We start from the raw sequence: 16,631 nt of genomic DNA, 5'->3' as shown, positions 1-16,631 counted from the left end.
CGAGCGCTTCCCGGCCACGGCGACGGGGTGTCACCAACTCGCTTACCAGGCAGCCAAGTTGGACGCTATTCGGTATGCCGGAGCAGTAGGCTCCGGCGCCTGCGGGGGCGGGGCCGTTCCGGTATCTGCCGTCGCAGGGCAGCGGCGTCGTGGAGGCTCCGGGGCCGGGGCGTGCGCCCGCCGCCGGCCCGCGGGTTCCGGCGGCGGGGGACCCGCCGTCGGAGCGGGACGAGGCCGGCCAGCTCCACCCCGGCGGTGTGAGACGCTCGCACCCGGCAGTGGGTGGAGTTCTCGGCTTCCCGTTGCGGCTGAGGTGGGTCCGGCCCCGTCGTCTGGGTGCCGGATGAGCAGGCCGGTGCCCAGGTAGCCGCCTTCGGCGATGGGAGGGGTCCCGCGGCAGGCCCGTCCGTTCGCGGACCGACCACCAGTGAAGGACGGCAGGCGGCGTAAGAGGTTGGGAGCCCGGCGTCGACAGGACACCCGGGCCGGTCTTCAGCCCTGTTCCCCGCGCGGGGACGGACCGGGCGGGAAGGCCAGGCCGGTGACGGTGCCGGCCTGGACGATCGGACCGTGCTGGGTGCCGCCGGAGACGGTGTTGTGCACCGTTGCCGGGCGGCCCGCTGCGGAGGCCGTCAGTCGGCGCAGCGACGCTCCGAGAGCACTCAGGTCCTCGCCGGTGAGCGCCCCGGTTTCCACCAGCCCGCAGAGACGGATCTGCCACTCGGCCGCGATGCCGGACGCGGCGCGCTCGTCCGCCGCGGTGCCGGTGAGGAGTAGCCGCGCACGCGCGTCGTCCAGACCGGTGATCGCGGTGGTGTCCGCGCCCGCACGTGCCAGGAACCGGCCCATCAGTGCGCGGGCGTGAGTCCAGGAATCAGTGACCATGAGGGAGACCAGGGTGGTGGCTCCCGATGCCGCCATTGCGGCCAGTTCGGCGTCCATCGTGTCCTCCTGGATGCGCAGGAATGAAATGTCCCGGTCGGCGGTCAAGCCGTCTCGGCCGGCGGCCCGGGGCCGGGGGCCGGTTCCGCTCCGGTCTCGGGGGCGGGAGGCCTCGGCGGATCAAATCGGCGTAGGAGGTCCTCTGCTGTCTCGTGGCGGTTGTGCTGCTCGATGAGCTGCGAGAACTGTCGGGCCAGCATCGCCCGCCGGTCGTCGTCCTCCGTGAAGCCCATAGCCTCGAAGAACCCCGACAGGTGGTCCGCAGCCGAGGGCTCACGGGCCGGGAGATCGGCAGACTCCGTGCCGATGTCCGGCCTCCCGGGTCCTCCCGGCCGGTTCGGCAGCATCTCAAGCAGGCGCTCGGGGATGTCGGTGTCGTTGGCAGCGGAGGTCAGTTGCGCCAGCAAGGGGAGGTCGGCCACGGTCTTCGCCACGTGCTCGTCGTTCTTGGTGAGCCACCACACGACGGCGCTGCCGGTGTCCTTGAGGACATCCTCGCCCAGATACCGGCGCCTGCTCTGCTCGTACTTGCGCTGGTGCTCCCAGACCGCCTCGTCCTTGCGTACGTCGGCGAGTCGGTCCAGACGCTCCTGGTCCTCGTCGGGCAACGTGAGGCTGATGTCCTCCGCCATCGCCCGGAGGTGGCCCGTGGAATCCGGGCACATGCGGCTGAGGGCGCCGCCGAGTTCGTGCTCAAGGAGCGAGGTGTCGCCGGGTTCCCGCTTCTCGGCAATCGCGCGGGCCCGGCTGAGGACCGCATCGACGGCGAGGCCGGCCGGGTTGACGACCGTGCCGCGCCCCGGACCGTCGGGGAAGCACCACCGCACGGTCGCCGAGAAGACGAAGTGGTAGTCGTCCCAGAGGCTCGGGAGCGCGACTCGGTTGACGCGGTACTCGGTCCGCTCCACCGGGGCGGCCGTGAGCTGCTCCTCGAAGCTGACCGGCACCGGGCCGCGGCGCTGCGAGGCCACCCGGAAGGTTACCGCGGGCAGCACGAGAAGAAGCGCGGCCAGCGTAGGCCAGGTCCAGCCGGGCCATCGCTGCACCAGGCCGACGATGGTCAGCAGCAGGCCGCACAGAATAGTGAGGAACACGGTCGTCGTCTTGCGTGCGGTCGTCATGATCGACCCCCTCTGGCCGATGCCGACGGGGTGGCAGGACCGAGGTTCTGTGCCACGCCGATCTTGTGGAGCAACAGGTCGGTCGTCTCGGCGGAGTGGGCACCGGCGCCCGGAGAAGCGCACTCCGCCTGGCGCGCGGACGCGTACAACGCGGCGAACGCCGCGCCCCGGTCCTCCCCGCATCGGTCGGCGGCAGCGACCAGCAGGTCGAGGAGGACCTCCCCCCTGTCACCGGCGCCCTCGGCCGCCCAGTGCAGCCAGCTCTGTATCTCTGCCCGTGGTGCCACGCGTCGTCCTTCCGGCCGCGACACCGCGTGGATCAGCACGGCGCGCCAGCACGTGATCAGTGAGCGTCGCACCCCGTCCTCGTCGACCAGCGCGCGGGTGGTGGCGGAGCGGTCCGTGAGCGGCTCTGGATCGCTGACGCGCAGAAAGATGGCCAGGTCGGTCGGTGCGAGGTCGCCGCGTGCCAGCCGGTCGAGCAGCCTTCGGCGCAGCCGTCGGCTGCCGGCCACCAGGTCGCACAGGGGCTGCAGCGCATGGGCCGTGCCGCGTTCACGCCGGGCGAGATGGTGCAGCCGGATGAGGGCGTGGTCCGGATGGTCCAGCGCGAGGACGTCGGCGCAGACCTGGACCAGCACCTGGGCGAACTCACCGGTCAGCCGGCGGTACGCGCACCACTGGTAGATCCGTTCGCGGAAGTCCCTGCCATGAGCGGGGTCCGCGAGACCGCAGGTGAGCGCCTGGACCGCGGCCTCCGACCGGGCTCTGCCCGCTCCCTGCGCGCTCCACCGTTCGGCGAGGGCGGCGAGCGCGTCCGCCCGCCCGGTCCGCAGGTACTCACCCGCCAGCCGGGCCACCAGTCCGTCGCGGACGTCCGGCACGAGATGCGGGTCGCTCGACTCGATGACCCGCGCGGCCCACGCGCCGAGGTGGGGCCGCAGGTCGGGCATGTGGTCCCAGAAGTGGGCGCGAACGGCGGAGTCGTAGTCCAGCTCGGTGAATCGCACGCGACCGTCCGGCCAGGAGCGGGCCGAGATCTCCGACAGCCGCTGGGCGAGGTCCTTGCGCTGGAGGAGCGGAGTCCCCTCCTCGGGGGCCCCGACCGTGCTCAGCAGAAGCGCGGCCGCCCGGTGGACGACGTCGGCGTGCGCGCCGTGGAGCATGGACACGGCGATCATCAGGGCGCGTTGGGAGGCGTCGGGCAAACCGGCGACGCGGTCTGCGACTTCGGCGCGGCGCCCGGCGCGCGCACGTTTCGCGGCCGCGCACCACTCAGGGAACCCCTCGCCGGGCCCGGCCGTTTCGCGGGCCCGGCGTATGCGGTCGGCGAAGTCGGCGATCTCCCGCATGGGTTTGCGTTCGCTCAGGAACTCGTCGACGGTGACGTCGTTCCGTAGAAACTGCTCGCACGGCACGCCGTGGGCGCGCAGGTGGCGTCTGAGAACCTCCATGGGGAAGGTCGGTGGTCCGATCTCGACACGGTAGTGCTGGAGGTCGGGATCGAGGGCCCCGTCGTGCGGCATGACGACGACGAGATGAGCCCGCCGCTCGTGCACCGTCTGGCGCAGGGCGGGCAGGTTGCCCCGCGCCGCATGCCACAGACCGGCCTTCGCGGTGGACAGGTCGAGCAGCAGCCGGTCGCCTGGGTCGACGAAAGCCGGGTCGTGCAGCGGCAGCTCGTCCCGCTCGTCTTGCAGGAGTTCGCGGAAGGCCCCGCCGGGACGGTGGTGTTCGCGCAACAGTACGCGAGCCGTGGCCGAGCGGCCGCTGCCGGGAGCACCGTCGAGGATGACGGTGCCCGTCTCCTCAAGCGTCGTGCGGGCCCTTCCCATGTTGACCGGAGCGACCAACACCCTTCGCATCCAGCGCAGTTGGTCATCGGGAAGCTGCCGGAAGACCGGCTTTCGGGGTTCGTGGGCAGCGGCGCCGAGGTTGACGTAGATGTGGCCGTCGCCCGTGTGCGTGACGCCCCGTGTGCTCTCGACCCGGGTGGTGTGTTCTGCGCTCACCGTCGGTCGTCCTGGGGCCGCTCCGGCTCCCCGAACCGCTGGTGGACGTCCCCTTGGTGGTCGCCCTCGGTGTACGTCGTCCCGGTGCCCGAGATGTAGCGGTCGCCCGACACATGGCGTGAGTTGTTGTAGACGCTGCCGCTTCCCGTGTGGACCGTGCCGTGGGAGTTCTTCACGATCGTGCCGCCGACGTCACCGCTGAAGTCGCCCGCTTGGACGGACGTTCCGCTCACATCCCCGATCGAGTTGTGCACGGTGGTCGACGCCGGCGACGGCTCGCCGGGCTCGATCAGGTCCCGCAGCTCGGGCACCAGCTCGGCGATCAGATCACCGATACGCCGGACGCCGGCCTCGGTGTCGTGGGTGCTGTCGAACGGTACGGACTGCAGATCGGCGAGCCGCGCCAGCTCCGGGGGCAGGGCCGCTTTGCTCAGCCGATCGGTCTTGCGGCCGTCCAGAACGGGAACGACGATGAGCCCGCACTCGAACGCGGCCTCGATCTCCTTGCGCACCCAGTCGTCGGGATCCTGAAGCCGCCTGCGGAAGTTCGTCCAGTCCGGTCCTACGATGGCCAGCAGCACGGAGCTGTGGCGTAACGCGGTCAGGAGAACTTCGGGGTAGGCGTGCCCTGGGGCGATGGACCTGGACGCGCGGAAGACGCGGTCCTGGCCGAAGCGACGTGACAGCTCCTGGTCGAGGAGGGCAGCGGTCCGCTCGCCGTCGCCGGTGCGGTAGTTGATGAACACATGGGGCATGCCAGTGACTCCTTCAGATGGTGGACGGGCGCGACAACGTGCCGAGTCGCGGTCCCAGTCGGCGTACGGAGGAATGGTTCGCGTGGCGCGCCAGGGCGCGGGCGAGCCGCCTCAGGTCGGTCGTGACCGTGGCGGAACCCACGGCCTCCACCCCGTCGAGCAGGGGCGCCGCCAGGTCGCAGGCGTGGTCGATCTCGCCGGCCGACGCGTAGGCGAGTGCGCGGCGGACGCCGTACCTGACCTGGGTGCGGACCGCGTTCCCGCCGACCAGGGCGAGTTGTCGGTCCAGTTCCTCGCTCGCCTCGCGCGGCCGCCCGAGATCGACCAGGCACCAGCCGGTGACCATGCCGACCGGATCGGGAAGGTGCATGGTGCCGATCACCGGCTCGTCGGTCCCTTCGTCCTGGAGAGAAAGAAGTGCACGCGCGCGGTCCAGGGCGTCCAGACAGGCCCGGTGGTCACCCGCAAGGGCGTGGCCCTGGGCTTCGCGCTGTGCGGCGAGCCCACGGATCCGCGGGGGCAGGGCCCTGCTCTGCGCGCGACGGGCCAGAGCGACCGTCTGCTCGGCGTCGTCCCGGTACAGCGTGATCAGGGCTCGGCGGACCAGCGCGTAACCCGCCAGTGCCCGGTCGCCGCCGGCGGCCGCCAGATCGACCGCGCGCTGCGTCCACCACAGAGCCGCCCGCTCGTCTCCGGTCTCCTGCACCAGCCAGCCGACGTATTCGGCGTACCGGGAGCCGAGGGCCAGCAGGTGGCGACGGGTGCCGCTGTCACAGTGGGCGGACAGTTCCCGCAGGGTATGGGTCTGTGCGATCAGAACGGGCAGGAGCAGACCGGGCGCCACCGTCTGGCCGAGTCTGCGGTAGTGGGTGAACAGCGAGCGGGAGGCTTCCAGCATTTCCGCGCCCGCGGCCGGCGAGGCCGGGCCCGCGCTGTCGGACCGCCACGCCATCAGTGAAGCTGCACCGGCGCCCATGACTTCCCGTCGGCTCAAGGGCTGGAAGGTGTTCGGTCCGTCCGGCGACAAGTGCATGATCCAGTCCTCCTCGTAGACATGGCCCGGCGCCGGATCGACGGGTGGGTCGGTGGTCTCTGGTGCGAGCAGGGCCAGCAGGGCCCCACCGGCTCCGAGGGTGGCGTCGCACAGGCGGGCGAGGTCACGGCTGGGGGCCTTCAGGCCCCGCTCCACCTTGCTCAACTGCGCCTTGCTGTAGTGCACGGAGCCGGACAGGGCGGTGAGGCTGAGCCCTGCCTCCAGACGCCGCTTCCTCAACTCCTCGCCGAACCCGGTGGACGGCTGTGGCACGGAAACCTCCAACTCCTCCCGCCTTCGGCAGAGTCGGCGCTGCACGAAAGCGTGCGGCAGTCGGGCCGGGGCGGACAAGGCGATCGATGCTGTTTCCCGTTTCCTTCTCCGGCATGGGAACGCGACATGCGCGGCAGGGAGGACCGGAGAACCGGACTACCTGGAAGTCGTGCCGAAAAGGGATCCTCCGCGGCGCAGTGACTGGGAGGGCATGCGAGCCAGGAGGGGGCGAGACCCGCCGGATTCCCCGGGCCGTGTGAGATCTCGTGAGACGTGAGAGGGTCTGGGGCGTGAGTGAGACACCACCGAACACCCTGCAATACCGCTCTGACGGGCCAGAAGACGCCCCGGTCCTGGTCCTGGGTCCCTCACTGGGTACCACCTGGCACAGGTGGGCGAAGCCGTCTTCTGGCGTCTACGTGGTCTAGGTCGGGAGTGTTTGGCCTGGTCAGGGCCCTGTGTTTCAGGTGCGTCGGCGCTGTTGGTGACACGCGTGTGATCGCTGTGACTGCTGTGGACCCCGTCGGCTTGTTCTCGCGGGGTCCTTCGTGGTCGGCCTGGGCCAGTGAGCCAGCCGCTCGATAGGCTCGGCCCGGATCCTGGCGAGTTCGCTTTGCCTTGCTTCCTGTGGTCGGGCGTTGCCCCAGATCACCTGCTCGACTCCCTCCCGGGGGCTCGTGCCGCTTAGGCGTTCAGGTGTGCCCGTCTGCCCAATCGGGACTGCTCCCGGCCTGGTCAGCTGTAGGTCAGCCCCGGACGGCCAGGTGTCATAGCGGCTGAGGTCCGCGCCCCGCACCGACGGTGGCTGGCGCAGCGACCGGACGCACACGCACGTGAAGTATTAGTTTCGGGTAAGCGGTGATTCAGAAGCCGGTGCCCAGCACGATGAGGGGGCGCCGGTCGAGCTGAGCGATGCGGACCTTCTCGCGCAGCCAGTGTGCGACTTCACCTTCCTGTTCGAGTAGGAGGACGAGTTCTCGTAGTTCACCGAGAACGATCACTCGCTGGTTCAGTGCCCGCTCGCTTTCCTTGATCGCCGGCCCGGTGAACCCGGAGGCCGATATGAAACAACGCACGAACTTCCGAACGTCCGTAGACCCGAACGAGGTGGCGACCCATTGCGTTGATCTCGACGGGTTCACCCCGCCACTTGATTTCCACGAGATACTGGGCTCCGTCCATTTCCAGTGCGCCGTTGATCTGCTCGGCCACATGGCCGTCCTCGTCACACAGACTGCCCAGCCCGAGGACGCCCGGACGTGCACCCCGGCTTACACCGGTCGGGGCCGCCGGCCGGAGCCGGCCTACCTGGAGTCGGCGAAGACGGTGAAGAGCCTGGTCATCGCGGCCGGCAGGCAGGCCGCGCGGCCGGTACAGCGGAGGGAGGGCTCGCGGCCCGGCAGCGGCCGCAGCGGACTGAAGCGCATGTACTCCCGCTTCGTGGCCCTACGGATCCGGCCCGCCGGACGCGAGATCCGCAAAGCCGCGGCCGGTGCCGAACTGCCGGTGCGCCGGCTGCTGGCCGAATGGCCCGCCACCTCAGACGAGCCCGTGCAGTTCTGGTTGTCCAACCTGCCCGAGAACACGCCGCTGCCGGTCCGGGTCCGCACCGCGAAGCTCGGCTGGCACATCGAGAACGACTACCGCGAGATGAAACAGACATTGGGCCTGGCCCACTTCGAGGGCGGCACCTGGCCAGGCTGGCACCACCACGTCACCCTCGTCTCGGTCGCCCATGCCTTCTGCACCCTCCAGCGGCTGACCCGGTCCCCAAAAGAGACGGCGTCGGCCTGAGCCTCTACCGAGTCGTCCGCGAACTGCAGTTACTCCTCGCACTCTGGACCGGCGCCTGCCCCACCTGTCACCGCAACATCCCCGACGCTGCACCAACCTGACCAAGCCCTACTAGGAGCTCCATCCGCGGAGGCGGGACCGCGGCGAAGAGCACGCTCTTGCCGTCGCTGCGATCGACAGAGGCTCGACCTCAAGGGCCTTCCAGCCGTCGCCGTACCCGTCGGTCTCCTCGTGCTCCAGGCACGGGCCTGCGGCCTCACGATCAAGACCCCACGCCAAAATCGCACCCGAGTCCACGCTTGTCGGCGGTGAACCGGGCCGTCTGCCGTTGCGTACTCCATCCCGTAACGGATCGGATGCCCCACCTGCACGAGGAGCTGACTCGATGGGTCGTAAGAGCTACACCGTCACGGGAATGAGCTGCGGTCACTGCGCCGGAGGCGTAACGGACAAGGTCTCCGCGGTGGCGGGCGTCCGTGAGGTCGCTGTGGACCTGGCGACCCGTACGGTCGTGGTCGACGCTGTGGAAGGGGCCGATGTCGACGATGCGAAGGTGTGTGCCGCGATCGCGGAGGCCGGTTACGGCGTCGTGGAGGCGGACGCCGACTGAGGGGCCTGGTTGCCGGTAGTGCGTGGGAGGATGCGGCCACTATGAGTGTCTCCGTGACGGTACGAGGCGTGCGCGCGGCGGTGTTCGCCGCGATGTGCGTGCTGCTTGCCGTCGGGGGGCATGGCCTGGCGATGGGGGAGCTGCCGCCGCTGTGGGCGGACGGTATCGGATTCCTCGGGATCTTCGTCCTCGGCTTCCTGCTCGGGGGCCGGGAGCGTTCACTGGCGGGGATCGGGAGCGCGACCCTCGCCGCCCAGGCGGGCCTGCACTTCGCCTACGAGGCGACCCGGCCCCGTACCGCGATGGCCATGCACGGCATGCGGATGGCGCACGCCCATGCGGTGACGCCCCATGCTGTCGCGGCCCATACGGCGGCGGCGCTGGTGGCGTCCTGGTGGCTGCGGCGTGGGGAAGCGGCCGTCTGGTCCCTGCTGCGCAGGGCCGTGACGTTGGTACCCGGCCTCGCGGCTTGGTGGCGGGCCGGGACGGATGTGCTGCCGGCCCCCGCGCGCCGTGGGCCGATACGAGGCTCGGGGGCGGGCCCGCAGGCGCTGAGGCAGGTGCTGCTCCGGTACGCCGTGTCCCGTCGGGGGCCGCCGGCGGCGCTGTCGTACACGCGCTGACCCCAACCCGACTTCTCCCCTTCGGAGCTCCGCTCATGATCCCCATACGCACCTTCCTTCGGCGTGCCCTGCGCCGGACCGGACTCGCGGCCGCGCTGGCCTCGGCTGGCGTCCTGGCCGCCGCCGGTGTGGCCTTCGCGCACGTGACCGTCCACCCCGGCAGCTACGCGAAGGGCGCCACGGACGGCGTCCTGACCTTCCGCGTCCCGAACGAGGAGGACAACGCGAGTACCACGAAGGTCCAGGTCTTCGTGCCCACCGACCACCCCATGCTGGGAGTCCTGGTCACTCAGACGCCGGGCTGGACCGCCCAGGTGACAACCGCCAAGCTCAAGACTCCCGTCAAGACCGACGACGGCACCATCACCGAGGCCGCCTCGGAGATCACCTGGACCGGCGGCAAGATCGATCCCGGGCAGTACCAGGACTTCAACGTCGCGTTCGGCCAGCTGCCCGACGACACCGACCAGTTGTCCTTCAAGACCCTGCAGACCTACTCCGACGGCAAGACGGTCCGCTGGATCGACGAGGCGAAGCAGGGCCAGCCCGAACCGGCGAACCCGGCGCCGGTCCTGAGCCTCACCAAGGCGACGACCGGAGACAGCGGAGAGGCGGCCGCATCCCCGAGCGTCTCGCCCGCCGCCCCCAAGGCAGCCACTGCGTCGTCCAGTGACGGCACGGCCCGGGGGCTGGGCATCGCGGGCCTGGTCGTCGGCGTGCTGGGCCTGGCCGCCGCCGTGATCGCGATCCGTCGCGGACGCCGGTCGCCACAGGTCTGACCCGACGGTGGTCCGCCCCGTCCCGGAGAACCGGTGACGGGGCGGACCACCGCGCTCCTGTGACCCACACCACCCGGGCGGCCCGGAACCCGCGCCCCCGACGGGCCGACTGCTCGAACGGTGCGCGGTGCCGGAGCACCGCCGCCACCGCACGACTTCGGGAGAACGGTGATGGCACAACCACAACAGCCTCGTCCCCGCGCCCTGCCTGTGTCGCGTCGTTTCGCGCCGCCGCCCGCGCTGTGCGGATTCCTGCTTCTGCTCGCGCTGATCTTCTGGGTTTCGTACGAGATCGGGGGCGCGGTCGGCCCGGTCGCACCCGGCATGCGCCACAGCGGGACCGGCTCCGGCGACAGCCCGGCGCCGCAGCGCGAGGGCGGTGGCATGAGGGACATGGGTGGCATGGGTGGCATGCACGGAGGTGGCGGACGATGACCCCGGAAACCTCCGGCGGATCCGGTGCCTTCGGCGCCCCCGAAGCCTCCGGCGAATCCGTGGCCACTGACCTGGTCATCGGCGGCATGACCTGCGCGGCCTGCGTGAAGCGTATCGAGAAGCGGCTCGGTCGGATCGACGGCGTGAGTGCGACCGTGAACCTGGCCACCGGGCGGGCGCGGGTCAGCCACCCGCCGGGAGTTGCCGCCGACGAACTGGTCGCGGCCGTCGAGGGGGCGGGATACACAGCCGAGGTCCCGGCTCCGCCCGCACCGGAAGAGGAGCGGTCCGAGGCCGTGCGGGCGCATGTGGAGCGGGACCGGCTCGTGGTGGGCGCGGTGCTCGCGCTGCCCGTCCTCGTGCTCTCGATGGTGCCCGCAGCGCAGTTCCGCAACTGGCAGTGGCTCTGCTTCATGCTCGCCGCGCCGGTCGCGGTGTGGGGAGCATGGCCCTTCCACGTCCGCGCCCTGCGTGGGCTGCGGCATTCCGCCGCGACCATGGACACCCTCGTCTCCCTCGGCGTGGTCGCGTCCTTCGGCTGGTCGGCGTACGCGCTCTTCCTAGGCGGCGCGGGCGCGCCGGGCATGCGCATGGCGTTCAGCCTGGTGCCCTCCGCCGACGACGGCACGACGCACCTGTACTTGGAGGCCGCCGTCGGCGTTCCGCTGTTCGTGCTGACCGGACGGTTCCTGGAGGCGCGCGCCAGGTATGGCACCGGAGCCGCCCTGCGCTCCCTCGCCAACCTCGCCGCCAACGACGTCTCGGTGCGGGAGTGGGGTCGTGAACGCCTCATCCCCATCTCACAGTTGACGGTTAGTCAGGAATTTGTGGTGCGGCCGGGGGAGAGGGCCGCGACCGACGGGGTGGTCGTGGAGGGCAGCTCCGCCATGGACCTGTCGCTGGTGACGGGTGAGAGCGAGCCGGTCGAGGTCGGGCCCGGCTCGGCGGTGGTCGGCGGCGCGGTCAACGCGGGCGGGCTGCTGCTCGTCAGGGCCACCGCCGTCGGCGCCGGTACCCAACTCGCACGGATCACCCGCCTCGTCACCGAGGCGCAGGCGGGCAAGGCCCGCGCTCAGCGCCTCGCCGACACGGTCGCCGGGGTCTTCGTGCCGGCGGTCCTCGCGCTGGTCGTGACCGTGCTCGGCTTCTGGCTCGGCGCGGGAGCGGACCCCCAGGCGGCGATCACCGCGAGCGTGGCGGTCCTGGTCGTCGCCTGCCCCTGCGCCCTCGGACTTGCCACCCCCACCGCGCTGATGGCGGCCACCGGGCGCGGCGCCCAGCTCGGCGTGCTGGTCAGCGGGCCGCAGGCGCTGGAGGCGCTGCGGCACATCGACACCGTCGTCCTGGACAAGACCGGCACGCTCACTTCCGGCCACATGATGGTCGCCCGGGTCACGGCGGCACCGGACGGCATCGGCAAGGAGGCTGCGCTGCGGCTCGCCGGAGCCGTCGAGCAGGGCTCGGAACACCCCTTGGGCAGAGCGATCACCCAACATGCCCAACGCGCGCTGCCGGAGCGGCTCTTGCCCGAGGTGGCCGACTTCCAGGCCATGGTGGGGCGCGGCGTCAGTGGGCGGGTCGAGGGGCGGCGGGTCGACGTCAGCACGCCACCAGAGGAGTTGGGCGGCCCGCTGGGTGTCGCGCTCGCCGAGGCCGAGGCCGCCGCGCACACCGCCGTCCTGGTCAAGGTCGACGGCGTACCCGAGGCCGTCATCGAGGCCGGTGACCTGGTGCGGCCCGGCAGCTACCGGGCCGTCGACCGGCTCCGGCGGCTCGGTGTGCGCCCGGTCCTGGCCACGGGCGACCGGGAAGCGACCGCCCGCGCTGTCGCGGACCACCTCGGTATCAGCGACGTACGTGCCCGGTGCTCTCCGGAGCAGAAGGCCGATCTGGTAAGGGAGTTGAGAGAGGGCGGACATCGGGTGGCGGTCATCGGTGACGGCGTGAACGACGCCGCCGCGCTGGCCGGCGCCGACCTCGGCGTCGCCATGGGGGGCGGTACGGACGTGGCCATCGGGGCTGCCGATGTGACGCTGGTGCGCGGTGGCATCGAGGCGGTCGCGGACGCTGTCCTGCTGGCCCGGCGGACGCTGGGCACCATCCGCGTCAACCTCGTCTGGGCCTTCGGCTACAACGCCGTCACCCTGCCGCTCGCGGCCGTCGGCCTGCTCGATCCCATGGTGGCCGCCGTCGCGATGTCGGCCAGTTCGCTCCTCGTGGTCGGCAACAGCCTGCGCCTGCGTACCTGGCAGCCGCGGCGGGCCCCGAGGGGAGGCAGGCGATGACCGCCCGCCCGTGGCGGCCCGCGCTCGCCGACGGTGTCGCCGCCGCCCTCGTACCCGTGGCGGCCTGCGCACTCGCTCTGGGCGGCCTCACCTCCTGGACCGGCGCGAGTCTTGCCGGAACCCCGGCCCGCATCGAGGTGTCGGACGGGCGCGTCTTCCTCCCGAACGGCCAGACGCGCGAGACGGCCGTCTTCTTCCGGATCTCCAACAAGGGAGGCTCCGCCGACCGGTTGACCAAGGTCACTTCCTCGGTGGCGGGCGCCGGCATGCTCGCGCGCGAGCGCCGCACGGCAGACGGCCGGGCAGGGTCCATGGCCGTGCTGGACTCGGTCACCCTCCCGGCCGGTGCGGCACTGGACATGGCACCCGGCGGCACGGACGTCATGGTGCGAGGGGACGCGCGGTGGCGCGCGGGCGACCGGGTGCCGTTCGTCCTGCACTTCGAACGCGGCGCAAGCATCACGGTCGAGGCCGTGGTGATCAGCCCCGGCACCCGGCTGACCCCCTCCCCGCTGGGAACCGTCGCGGAGCTTAATCCGACTGCTGAGGAGTGACGTCGACCGTAACGTCCGTGACAACAAGGGGAGTTGAGCGATGGGCGATGGGCAGGGGCAGGGTCGTCGAGGGGTGTTGCGGACCGCGGTGGCCGGAGGGCTGGGGCTTGCGGCCACCGTCGGAGCAGGCGGCCAGGCCCGGGCCGCGGAACATGGAGTGTTGAGTGTCGCCGTGCTGCTCTACGACGGGTTCACCGCGCTGGACGCGGTGGGGCCGTACGAGGTGCTGTGCAGGCTGCCGAGAACCCGCGTGACGATGGTGGCCAAGCAGTCCGGCCCGGTCCGTACCGATACCGGGCAGCTGACCCTCGTGGCCGAACGCGCCCTGGACGAAGTCCGGCGTGCCGACGTGCTGTTGGTGCCCGGCGGCGGCAACCGCGGGACGGTGGCGATGATGAGGGACACCGCGGTCCACGACTGGATCCGCCGCATCCACCAGCACACCACGTGGACCACATCCGTGTGTACCGGCTCGCTGATCCTGGGCGCCGCCGGACTGCTGCGGGGCCTGCCGGCCACCACGTACTGGGCATCACGCCCGTTCCTCAAGGACGCCGGTGCGATCTATGCGCCAGGCCGCTTCGTCGAGGCCGGGAAGATCATTACGGCGGCCGGTGTCTCCGCGGGGCTCGACATGGGCCTGCATCTCGCAGCCCGCCTGTCCGGCGAAGAGGTGGCGCAGGCGATGCAGCTCGCCGTCGAGTACGACCCCGACCCGCCGTACGACACCGGCAGCCCGGAGAAGGCCGGGGAGGAACTCCAGAAGCTGGCTCTGAAACTACTCGCCGACGCCGCACGTTAGAGCGTTTGCTGCCAACCCGTGGGAACTATTCGCACCTTCCGCCCGACTCCTGTCGAGAACAAGGAGGTGGGGATGGACGGGTTGGACGTACGGCTGCGTGGGGTCGCGTGCCGTCATGGCCGGGTGGACGCCGTGTGCGACGTGGACCTCGACATCGCGGCGGGCGAACGGGTCGCGATCACCGGCACCAACGGGTCGGGCAAGACCACGCTGATCCGGGCCGTGCTCGGCCTGCACCGCCAGGCGGTAGGCCGGATCCTGGTCGGCGGCCGGGACACCCGCAGCGCGGCGGAGTGGGCCTGGCGGCGGCGGGCCTGCGCCTGGGTGCCGCAGAAGCCCGCCGCCGGCCGGTTCCCGCTCCTGGCCCGGGAGTTGCTCGCGAGCAGCGGGGCCGCCACCGAGGCCGGCGAGGCGGCACACAATCTGGGGGTCGGCCCGCTCGCGGACCGGCCGCTGCACACCCTGTCCGGCGGCCAGCTCCAGCGCATGTACCTGGCCCGCGCGGTCGGCTGCGTCGCGGCCGGGGCAGGGGTGGTCCTCGCCGACGAACCCACGGCCGCCCTCGACTTCTCCGGCCAAGAGGAGGCGGCCGACGTGCTGCTCTCCCTGCCGGTGACCGTCGTCGTGGTGACGCACGACCGGGCGCTCGCCGACCGCTGCGACCGCGTTCTTGAGATGGCCGCGGGGCGATTGCGGGAGGCACCGGCCGCCACCGGGCCCAGGACCGGGGCGGGTGATGTCCGGTGATCCCAGCCATGCCCGAGAGGGCAGCACTTCTGCTGCGGGAGGCTCCGGTCCCCAGCGGGCCGATGGGCGGGGCAGGTGGTGTCCGGTGATCCGGGCCCTGCCCCAGATCGCGGCACCTCTGCCGTGGCAGGCTCCGGTCGCCACCGGCCCCAGGCGCGACGAAGGTGAGGACCTGTGAACCTCGCCGCTGCCGACCTCGGTCAGCTCCTTCAGCTCCTGCCCGTCCAACGGGCCGGTGCCGCACTGCTGTTGGCGGCCGTCGGCCTGCCCGTTGTCGGCGTGGTGATCGTCGGACTCGACATCATGCCGGTGCGGTTCGCCATGATGCACGTCGCGCTGCTCGGCATCGCCGTCGGCCTGCTGACCGGCCTTGACCCGATGCTCTGCGCCCTGGTCGCCTGCGCCCTCGCGGGAGGGGCGGTGGCCCCGCTCGCGCGCACCCCGGACGGCCTATCGGGCGCGATGGGTCTGCTGATGAGTCTGGCCATCGCGGCCGCGCTCCTGGTCCTGGCGGTCTCCGGGGTCAACGCCTCAGGCGCCTTCGCCCTGTTGTGGGGCTCGATCCTGTCGGTGGGCAACCCCGACCTGTGGGTGCTCGGCAGCCTGGCCGTCGCCGTACCGGGCCTGTTCTGGTGGCGGCGCCGGGATCTCGGACTGCTCCTGTACGACCGGGAACTCGCCATCAGTTCCGGCGTACGGGTCGACCGGCTGACCCTGCTGCTCCTGGTCTTGGTCGCCGTGGCGGTCGCCGGAGCCATCAAACTCACCGGCGCCCTGCTCGTCGACGCGCTGACCCTACTGCCCGCACTCGCCGCCCGCCGCCTGGGCGCCTCCCTCACGTCCATCACCGCCTGGGCGGTCGGCATCGGCTTCGTCGTGAACGCGACCGGCTTCCTCGTCGCGCTCCGCCTCGACCTGCCGCCCGGCCCCGTGCTCGTCCTGACCGCGGGGGCCCTGGTCCTCGCCGTCCACCTCGTCCCCGAACGGAGAATCAGCTCATGGCGCACCCGCGCGTCCGTATCCCTTCCCTCCTCGCACTGAGCCTCGGCGCGGCCCTCGTCCTGGCCACCGCCGGATGCGGCTCAAGCGGCGACTCCGGCAAGAGCGCCGCCCCGTCGTCCGACGGCAAGCAGACGAGCGCGCCGGTCGTGGTCGCCACCACTACCTGGGAAGGCGCCTTTGCCAAGGCCGCTGGCGCAAAGGACGTCAAGGTCATCGTCCCGCAGTCGGTGCACCACGCACCCGACTACGACCCGAAGCCGTCCGACCTCGCGGCCGTCGCGGCCGCCGACTTCGTGCTGTACGCGCCGTTCGAACCGTACGCCGCGAAGATCAAGGAAGCCGCCGGTTCGAAGGCGAAGCTGGTCGAGGTGAACCTCGACAACGACACTGGCAAGGCGACGGCGGAGGTCGCGCGTCTCGGCAAGCTCTTCGGCACGCAGGACGCCGCCGCCCGGTGGAAGACCTCCTTCGACGCCGAATACGGCACACTCCAGAAGGACTTGAAGGCCGCGTGGCCCGGCGGCAAGGCGCCCGTAGTCGTGGCCCAGGTGTTCTCCACCTGGTCGGCGAAGATGGCGGGCGCGCAGGTCGTCGGCACGTACGGGCCCGACGCGGTGACGGCGCAGCAGCTGGCCGAGCTGTCGAGGAAGAAGCCCGCCCTGGTCCTGGACAACGTCCACATGACAACCGGCACTGTGCTCCCGGACTCCGGCGCCAAGCAGATCGAGGTCGTCAACTACCCGGACAAGGACCTCAACCTGCTGGCCGTCTACAAGGACGCGGCGGCCGTCGTGAAGAAGGGGATGTCCGGCTCCTGACCCGGACGCCGACCATGGCGGGGGCCGTCCGAATCCTTATCGGACG

The 16,631-nt window shown here is 71.4% G+C and carries 17 protein-coding genes and 1 pseudogene; 11 read left to right on the top strand and 7 right to left on the bottom strand.

Translation table 11 applies throughout. The annotated features are described in order from the left end of the window. Nucleotides 1-492 precede the first annotated feature (492 nt). The 7 genes from OG522_RS08510 to OG522_RS08480 all read right to left on the bottom strand — a co-directional run bounded on the left by OG522_RS08510 (nt 493) and on the right by OG522_RS08480 (nt 7,348). Complete coding sequence (locus tag OG522_RS08510) at nt 493-942, bottom strand: hypothetical protein (RefSeq protein ID WP_329462326.1); 450 nt, start codon at nt 940-942, stop codon at nt 493-495. 44 nt (nt 943-986) lie between these two features. Beyond that, entirely contained in the window at nt 987-2,063 is a 1,077-nt protein-coding gene (locus tag OG522_RS08505; protein WP_329462325.1) for a hypothetical protein, read from the bottom strand. Then, on the bottom strand, nt 2,060-4,075 hold the full coding sequence (locus OG522_RS08500; RefSeq protein WP_329462324.1) for a hypothetical protein: 2,016 nt from the start codon (nt 4,073-4,075) through the stop codon (nt 2,060-2,062). Before OG522_RS08500 ends, OG522_RS08505 begins: the two co-directional genes overlap by 4 nt. Then, nucleotides 4,072-4,830, bottom strand: a complete 759-nt coding sequence (locus tag OG522_RS08495) for a toll/interleukin-1 receptor domain-containing protein (protein ID WP_329462323.1) — start codon at nt 4,828-4,830, stop codon at nt 4,072-4,074. Before OG522_RS08495 ends, OG522_RS08500 begins: the two co-directional genes overlap by 4 nt. A gap of 13 nt (nt 4,831-4,843) precedes the next feature. Then, nucleotides 4,844-6,136 carry a helix-turn-helix domain-containing protein gene (locus OG522_RS08490; RefSeq protein ID WP_329462322.1) on the bottom strand — a complete coding sequence of 431 codons (1,293 nt, stop codon included), beginning with the start codon at nt 6,134-6,136 and terminating at the stop codon, nt 4,844-4,846. An 863-nt stretch (nt 6,137-6,999) separates the two neighbouring features. Further along, nucleotides 7,000-7,137, bottom strand: coding sequence for a hypothetical protein (locus tag OG522_RS08485; RefSeq protein WP_329462321.1), 138 nt, complete (start codon nt 7,135-7,137; stop codon nt 7,000-7,002). Continuing rightward, nucleotides 7,121-7,348 (bottom strand): hypothetical protein, encoded by a 228-nt coding sequence (locus OG522_RS08480; protein WP_329462320.1) that lies wholly within the window; start codon nt 7,346-7,348, stop codon nt 7,121-7,123. Before OG522_RS08480 ends, OG522_RS08485 begins: the two co-directional genes overlap by 17 nt. Before the next feature lie 15 nt (nt 7,349-7,363). Between OG522_RS08480 and OG522_RS08475 the strand changes: the two are divergent. The 11 genes and pseudogenes from OG522_RS08475 to OG522_RS08425 form a co-directional block, all read left to right on the top strand. Beyond that, nucleotides 7,364-7,930 (top strand): annotated as a pseudogene (locus OG522_RS08475) (IS701 family transposase); the annotation flags it as partial. Nucleotides 7,931-8,315: 385 nt separating this feature from the next. Next, nucleotides 8,316-8,540, top strand: coding sequence for a heavy-metal-associated domain-containing protein (locus tag OG522_RS08470; RefSeq protein ID WP_329462319.1), 225 nt, complete (start codon nt 8,316-8,318; stop codon nt 8,538-8,540). A 41-nt stretch (nt 8,541-8,581) separates the two neighbouring features. Continuing rightward, complete coding sequence (locus OG522_RS08465; RefSeq protein ID WP_329462318.1) at nt 8,582-9,163, top strand: hypothetical protein; 582 nt, start codon at nt 8,582-8,584, stop codon at nt 9,161-9,163. Nucleotides 9,164-9,198: 35 nt separating this feature from the next. Further along, complete coding sequence (locus OG522_RS08460; RefSeq protein WP_329462317.1) at nt 9,199-9,942, top strand: YcnI family protein; 744 nt, start codon at nt 9,199-9,201, stop codon at nt 9,940-9,942. A 210-nt stretch (nt 9,943-10,152) separates the two neighbouring features. Further along, entirely contained in the window at nt 10,153-10,377 is a 225-nt protein-coding gene (locus tag OG522_RS08455) for a hypothetical protein (protein WP_443074677.1), read from the top strand. 86 nt (nt 10,378-10,463) lie between these two features. Continuing rightward, nucleotides 10,464-12,662: a heavy metal translocating P-type ATPase gene (locus OG522_RS08450; RefSeq protein WP_329467517.1), complete on the top strand. Its 2,199-nt coding sequence runs from the start codon at nt 10,464-10,466 to the stop codon at nt 12,660-12,662. Then, entirely contained in the window at nt 12,659-13,216 is a 558-nt protein-coding gene (locus OG522_RS08445) for a copper chaperone PCu(A)C (protein ID WP_329462315.1), read from the top strand. The genes OG522_RS08450 and OG522_RS08445 overlap by 4 nt, the downstream gene beginning before the upstream one ends. Before the next feature lie 160 nt (nt 13,217-13,376). Next, nucleotides 13,377-14,018 carry a DJ-1/PfpI family protein gene (locus OG522_RS08440; protein WP_443074676.1) on the top strand — a complete coding sequence of 214 codons (642 nt, stop codon included), beginning with the start codon at nt 13,377-13,379 and terminating at the stop codon, nt 14,016-14,018. 72 nt (nt 14,019-14,090) lie between these two features. After that, nucleotides 14,091-14,765 (top strand): metal ABC transporter ATP-binding protein, encoded by a 675-nt coding sequence (locus OG522_RS08435; RefSeq protein WP_329462313.1) that lies wholly within the window; start codon nt 14,091-14,093, stop codon nt 14,763-14,765. A 174-nt stretch (nt 14,766-14,939) separates the two neighbouring features. Further along, on the top strand, nt 14,940-15,806 hold the full coding sequence (locus tag OG522_RS08430; protein ID WP_329462312.1) for a metal ABC transporter permease: 867 nt from the start codon (nt 14,940-14,942) through the stop codon (nt 15,804-15,806). Next, nucleotides 15,764-16,585, top strand: a complete 822-nt coding sequence (locus tag OG522_RS08425; protein WP_329462311.1) for a metal ABC transporter solute-binding protein, Zn/Mn family — start codon at nt 15,764-15,766, stop codon at nt 16,583-16,585. The genes OG522_RS08430 and OG522_RS08425 overlap by 43 nt, the downstream gene beginning before the upstream one ends. Nucleotides 16,586-16,631 lie beyond the last annotated feature (46 nt).

Origin of the sequence: Streptomyces sp. NBC_01431, assembly GCF_036231355.1 — a bacterium.
Lineage (GTDB): Bacteria > Actinomycetota > Actinomycetes > Streptomycetales > Streptomycetaceae > Streptomyces.
The sequence above is the reverse complement of the archived record's forward strand: the minus strand, read 5'-3'. Positions and strand labels throughout refer to the sequence as shown.